Raw genomic sequence first — 6,460 nt, forward strand, 5'->3', positions numbered from 1 at the left:
ATGATCATGACTACCCGTCTTTTTGTGATCATCACACTGCCCACACCAAAGCTTCACCGCGTTAAATCCGTCGGCAGCTTCAGTTGTTTAAAAAAACAAATTTGGACCTCTAGCCGCGCATTGCTGCTCTATCCTCTACTTTTGGGATTCTATCCGCCACTTTTATGAGGCTATCCTGCACTTTGCAAGCTTTATCCTCTTTTTTTGGACTTCTATCCGCGCTTTGCTGCTTTATCCGTCACTTTTATAAGGCTATCCAGTTCCTCCAGCGCTTAAATGCATAAAAAAACTACACTAGCTTCAGCACTAGTGTAGTTTTGGAATTGTTTTTTTGACGCGTTTAAACTGGATTAGCATTGCGATACGCCATGGTACTAACATGGCAAAGGCTAATATCCAGAACATACCTGCTAATTCACCGACATCGATGGAGCTACTTAAAATCATTTTCGCCACCACTCGGAATATTAACAATCCGATTAATATAAAAGCGAATGCTTTTGAACGTTTTAAATAAATATCTCGACCCTTTACTTCAAATTTAGAAGTAGCAATTAATATTGTCGAGAATACCATTCCTACAGCTGCCGCCTCTAAGATTTGCATCGGTGGTACACGGAATTGCTCGAATAAAAACATCAGTGCACCTGAGGACATCGCTATTGGTGGAATAATAATTTTCTTCTCATTTGTCGGCATTTTGGAAGCTCTCATTCGTATGACCATCACAAAGCTCCCCATAAGAATGGCCATAATGGTCGACCCTATAACATAATAGTGAGAAGGGATGCTGCTTAACATAAAAAAATCCTCCTCTAATGTCTAATTAACAATTTTGTCCAAGTAATTGATCAGCAACAGCCTTTAATCGTTCTGGCTCGAAAGGCTTTGTAATAAAATCCTTTGCCCCACTCTCAATCGCTTCTACGATTAATTTTTGCTGCCCTAATGCTGTTACCATAATGATTTTTGCATCTGGAAATTCTGGGATGATTTTTTTTACGGCTGCAATACCTGTCATAACGGGCATCGTTACATCCATTGTGACTAAATCTGGTTGTAACTCACGATACATCGCCACAGCTTCCTTACCATTTACTGCCTTACCGACTACCTCATAGCCCCATTCTGTAAACATATTACTGATTGCAACACGCATAAATAGCGTATCATCTACTACTAAAACTGTAGGCACATGTTCATCTCCCTCCACGTTAAAGTTCGGTATGCCTCTTTAGTTTAACAAATTAAAACCCTGTAAATCCACCGAAAATAGGCTGTAAAACGCGTGTAATATACGTTAAGCCATCAAAGAATAATAAAATCCCAACGGCAATCATGATGTAACCGCCGATTTTTACAATTTTCTGGCTGTGTGTACGAATCCAAGTCATTCGTGAAATGAAGAAAGATAGCACGAAGAATGGAATGGCGAATCCTAAATAATACGCAAACATATAGCTAAAGCCCGCACCTGGGTTTGTACTTGCTAACATGATAATCGATGCAAGGATTGGTCCTGTACATGGTGTCCAGCCTGCCGCAAAGGCAATACCAATTAAGACAGACCCAAAATAGCCAGATGGTCTATTTTTAAATTGGAACTTTCGATCCTTCATTAAGAAGTCTATCTGCAATAATCCCACAATCATTAAACCGAATACGACGATTAAAATAGCCCCAACCTGTCGTAATAATGTTTGATAATTTAGGAAGAATTCTGCTGCATATGAAGCACTTAGTCCAATAATGATAAAGATAATGGAAAAGCCTAGTAAAAAGAATAGTGTGTGGAAAATGGCACGTTTTTGTAGCATACCTTTTTCTGATTTTAGCTCATCTAATGTCATACCCGTTATGTACGATAAAAATGCTGGATATAGTGGAAGAGTACATGGTGAAATAAAACTTAAGAACCCTGCACCAAAAGCTAAAAATACGTTAATATCAGATCCCATATTTTTTATTCGCTCCTTACAGTTACTGCATCCATCGTACCAAAAAACAAAATAAAAAGCGCCCTTCTAGTTTGTGAACGTTTCATGGCAAAATGATGAGATTTTTGAGAAGTCCCACCAAGCTACTTCTGCATTATGCGCTCCTGTTGATTTTCTGTCAACAAAATCCGCCAATCTTCCCCCTTATTCAAAAAGAGTATAGCTAATTTTTCTACCTTTTTCTTGACAGTGTCGATTACTTGTCATTAATGTTGAAAGAAGCTTCTGTTTTTCATAGACACTATCACGCTCATGTTATAGTAAGAAACTATTTATTTTATACTCATCTTTTAAATCATCTGGAAATACAGTCATCTGATGACCTTATTATATGTTTATATGTTTCATTATTTTTTCTTTAAATTTCGACAGTCCTCTACTCTACACAAAGTGTTCATGGTAAACCATGAGTAAATGACTTATTTTCATGTATAATGATGATAGCAAATGAGCGAAAAAAAGAGGTGTAGCCCTTGGAATTAAGAAAGATTAGACCAAAAAAGATCTATGAAGAAGTATCCGAAATCTTGCATGAAAAAATACGAGCTGGTGTCCTAAAGCCAGGTGATCGGCTTGACTCAGTTGAGCAGCTTGCCGAGCAATTACAAGTGAGTCGTTCCGCTGTACGGGAGGCATTATCTGCATTAAAAGCAATGGGATTGATTGAAATCAAACAAGGCTCTGGAACGTTTGTCAAAAGTGTGCCAGCCCATCAGCTTGACTTTCCTTTATCCACCGCTATGTTAACGAATAAACAGGATATTGCTCATTTACTAGAAGTGCGCAAAATTATTGAAGTGGGAGCGGCAGGACGTGCAGCCCTCCAACGTACAGATCAGGATATTCAGGCAATGGTACAAATTTTAGAGGATATGAAGCAGGTACATGGTGATGGCGAGCTTGGTGAAAAAGCAGATTATCAATTTCATGCAGCTATTTCCAATGCCTCTCAAAACCCCCTACTCACTACAATTTTAGATCAAATTTCTGGTTTAATGATCGAAACGATGAAAGAGACACGGCGAATTTGGTTGTATTCACAAAAAACAACGAGCGAACAATTATATGATGAACATATGCAGATTTTCCTCGCGATTAAACAGCAAAACGAAGAGCTAGCCAAACATGCAATGGCATCTCATTTAAGCAACGTTGAAAAAGTGCTATTACAATATTTCGAAACAACAGAATCCAATTCACACTAAAAACTACCTAGTACAAGCTAGGTAGTTTTTCTTTTCTGAAAATTCATAAAAAAACGTTTTCACTTTTTCAAATTTGTTGTAAGATTAAATTATTGACAAGTCATCAGATGACCAGTTGTTTACAAAAGGAGCGATGAATATGAAAGTCACACTATTCGCCACTTGCTTAGTGGATATGTTTCAAGGGGATGTGGGAAAAGCAGTTGTTGAAGTATTAGAAAGACTTGGCTGTGACATCGACTTTCCAGAGGATCAAATTTGCTGTGGACAGCCTGCTTACAATAGCGGCTATGTCGAAGAATCGAAAAATGCGATGAAAAAAATGATCACAGCCTTTGAGCATGCTGAATATGTAGTCTCTCCCTCTGGTTCCTGCGCTTATATGTTGAAGGAATATCCAGAAGTTTTTAAAGGAGACCCCCTATGGGAGCCAAAAGCGCAAGCATTAGCAGCTAAAACCTATGAATTCACAGAGTTTATTGTCAACGTATTAAAGATAGAAGATGTAGGAGCGTATCTAGAAGGTAAAGCTACTTATCATACGTCATGCCATATGACAAGATTACTTGGTGTAACAGAGGCACCCTTCCAATTATTAAAGAACGTCAAGGGCTTGCATTATGTGGATCTCCCTGGTAAGGATCGATGCTGCGGATTTGGTGGCACATTTTCAGTTAAAATGGGCAATATTTCTGGAGAAATGGTCAATGAAAAAGTACTGAATGTGGAAGAAACAGGCGCTGACATTTTGATAGGAGCTGACGCAGGCTGCTTATTGAATATCGGTGGTCGCATTCAACGTCAGGGTAAGCCAATTAAAGTGATGCATATTGCAGAAGTGTTAAATTGCCGATAAAAGGGGGAAATAAACATGGCCATGAAAACAAGTGATGATCGGTTTCAACAACGTGTCACGAAAGAGCTAGATAATCAGTTTATGCGTCGTGCGGTTTCGAGTGCCCAAGAACGTTTTCAAACACGTCGCCTTCAACAAGCAGAGGAATTAGGACATTGGGAAGAATGGCGTTCTCATGGAGAGGAAATTCGCAAGCATGTTTTAGCAAATCTTGATTATTACCTTTATCAATTAAGTGAAAATGTTGCCAAACGAGGTGGGCATGTGTTCTTTGCGCAAACTGCACAGGAAGCAACCGACTATATTCAAAGCATTGCTAAAAAGAAAAATGCGGCAAAAATTGTGAAATCCAAATCAATGGTAACAGAAGAAATTAACTTAAATACGGCTTTAGAAGCGCTTGGTTGTGAAGTGATTGAGACAGACCTAGGTGAATATATTTTGCAGGTGGCAGATCACGAGCCCCCTTCGCATATTGTGGCGCCAGCCTTGCATAAAAATAAGGAGCAAATTCGAGATGTTTTTAAGGAAAAACAAGGCTACAGTCAAACAGAAAAACCAGAGGAACTTGCCCTTTATGTACGTGAAAAATTAAGACAGGAATATTTAACAGCCGATATTGGTATTACAGGCTGTAATTTTGCTATTGCTGAAAGTGGATCGATTACACTCGTTACGAATGAGGGCAATGCTGATTTAGTAACAGCGCTACCAAAAACACAAATCACAGTTATGGGAATGGAAAGAATAGTTCCTACATTTGAAGAAATGGAGGTCCTTGTTAGTTTATTAACAAGAAGTGCTGTCGGTCAAAAGCTAACGAGCTATATTACAACATTAACAGGCGTAAAGGACGAAGAGGATACGGATGGACCAGAGGAATTTCATTTAGTTATTGTTGATAATGGACGCTCGGCTATTTTAGGTAGTGAATTCCAGCCTATTTTACAATGCATTCGCTGTGCTGCCTGTGTTAATGCTTGCCCTGTCTATCGTCATGTTGGTGGGCATACGTATGGCTCTATCTACTCTGGACCTGTAGGTGTTGTGCTCTCTCCACTTTTAGGAGGCTACGATGATTTTAAAGAACTGCCCTATGCTTCTACATTGTGCGGTGCTTGTACAGATGCTTGCCCTGTTAAAATTCCATTACATCAGCTCATTCATCGCCATCGTCAGGTCATTGTTGAAAATGAGGGCAAGGCACCTATCTCTGAAAAGCTTTTAATGAAGGCATTTGGTCTAGGGGCTTCCTCCCCTACCCTTTATAAAATGGCGACAAAAATGGCTGCACCTGCCATGTCTCCATTTATCAAAAACAAGACTATTTCTAATGGTCCAGGCCCATTAAAAGCATGGACTGAGGCAAGGGATTTCCCTGCACCAAGTAAAGACAGCTTTAGAGACTGGATGAAGCATCGTACAAAAGGAGGCGGGCAATAATGACTGGTATGATTCAGCGTCGAGAAACCTTTTTAGCAAATATTGCGAAGCAGCTCGGACGTTCGCCTAAGACAGAACTACCACGACCAACTTGGCAGTATCAGCCACAAGATCGTGTGCTCAAAGATGCGACAAAGGATGAATTGGTGGAAATATTAATTAAGCAGTGTGCCAACATCCATACCAATATTGTCATTTCTAATACTGCGACACTTCCAGAGGATTTACAGGACGTTGTTGACAAGTATGGAGGTCAGTCTGTTATTACATGGAAGGATAAACGGTTCCAGGACTACGGATTATCCGCACTTATGAACGAACAATGGCCACAAGCCAATATTCAGCTTTATGAATGGGATTCACAGCAACCTGAGGAAAATATCCGTCAAGCTGAAAAAGCTAATATTGGCGTGACAATTAGTGAAATGACGTTAGCAGAATCGGGAACTGCCGTGCTTTTTAGTAGCAAAGATAGAGGGAGAAGCATTAGCTTTTTACCTGAAAAGTCGATCATTATCATTCCTAAAAGTACAATTGTGCCTCGTATGACACAGGCAGCTCGTTGGATTAGTGAAAAAATCCGTCAGGGTGAAAAAATTGCTTCCTGTATCAACTTTGTTACGGGACCAAGTAACTCAGCCGATATCGAAATGATTCTTATCGTTGGTGTCCATGGCCCTATTCAAGCAACCTATATTGTTATTGATGATCAGTAAAAGAACAGGCATGCATTTCACCGCATGCCTGTTCTTTTTGTTGAAAAAGATGATGTCAACTGCAGAAAAAGCAACTTTGCAAGGTGAGGGGTTGATTTCCGTTCCGCCAGCGTCCTTTCCAGGGGGCGTCCGATGAGCCGCTTCACTCACTTCCGTTCGCTCCAGGGTCTCCTCTGTGACGCTCTGAACTGCACCCAAAATATTGGACTTAAAAAATCTAATACAGGGGGTGCAGTTAGTGAT

At 39.9% G+C, this 6,460-nt stretch carries 7 protein-coding genes; 4 read left to right on the forward strand and 3 right to left on the reverse strand.

What is annotated here, in order from left to right:
* Positions 1-306 precede the first annotated feature (306 nt).
* The 3 genes from BFM98_RS20030 to BFM98_RS20040 are packed head-to-tail and all read right to left on the reverse strand — an operon-like array spanning position 307 to position 1,958.
* Positions 307-801, reverse strand: coding sequence for a CcdC family protein (locus tag BFM98_RS20030; RefSeq protein WP_004229470.1), 495 nt, complete (start codon positions 799-801; stop codon positions 307-309).
* A 25-nt stretch (positions 802-826) separates the two neighbouring features.
* Positions 827-1,213 (reverse strand): response regulator, encoded by a 387-nt coding sequence (locus BFM98_RS20035; protein WP_004229473.1) that lies wholly within the window; start codon positions 1,211-1,213, stop codon positions 827-829.
* Positions 1,214-1,247: 34 nt separating this feature from the next.
* Positions 1,248-1,958 (reverse strand): cytochrome c biogenesis CcdA family protein, encoded by a 711-nt coding sequence (locus BFM98_RS20040; RefSeq protein ID WP_016995208.1) that lies wholly within the window; start codon positions 1,956-1,958, stop codon positions 1,248-1,250.
* 512 nt (positions 1,959-2,470) lie between these two features.
* On the opposite strand from BFM98_RS20040, the gene BFM98_RS20045 reads away from it, so the two are divergent.
* The 4 genes from BFM98_RS20045 (at position 2,471) to BFM98_RS20060 (ending at position 6,217) form a co-directional block, all read left to right on the forward strand.
* Complete coding sequence (locus tag BFM98_RS20045; protein ID WP_066038254.1) at positions 2,471-3,202, forward strand: FadR/GntR family transcriptional regulator; 732 nt, start codon at positions 2,471-2,473, stop codon at positions 3,200-3,202.
* Positions 3,203-3,341: 139 nt separating this feature from the next.
* Positions 3,342-4,058, forward strand: a complete 717-nt coding sequence (locus tag BFM98_RS20050; RefSeq protein ID WP_066038255.1) for a (Fe-S)-binding protein — start codon at positions 3,342-3,344, stop codon at positions 4,056-4,058.
* A 15-nt stretch (positions 4,059-4,073) separates the two neighbouring features.
* On the forward strand, positions 4,074-5,501 hold the full coding sequence (locus tag BFM98_RS20055) for a LutB/LldF family L-lactate oxidation iron-sulfur protein (protein WP_066038256.1): 1,428 nt from the start codon (positions 4,074-4,076) through the stop codon (positions 5,499-5,501).
* A complete protein-coding gene (locus tag BFM98_RS20060) occupies positions 5,501-6,217 on the forward strand; it encodes a LutC/YkgG family protein (RefSeq protein ID WP_066038257.1) in 717 nt (238 codons plus the stop codon). The genes BFM98_RS20055 and BFM98_RS20060 overlap by 1 nt, the downstream gene beginning before the upstream one ends.
* Positions 6,218-6,460 lie beyond the last annotated feature (243 nt).

Origin of the sequence: Lysinibacillus sp. AR18-8, from assembly GCF_001705465.1 — a bacterium.
Taxonomy (GTDB): domain Bacteria; phylum Bacillota; class Bacilli; order Bacillales_A; family Planococcaceae; genus Lysinibacillus; species Lysinibacillus capsici.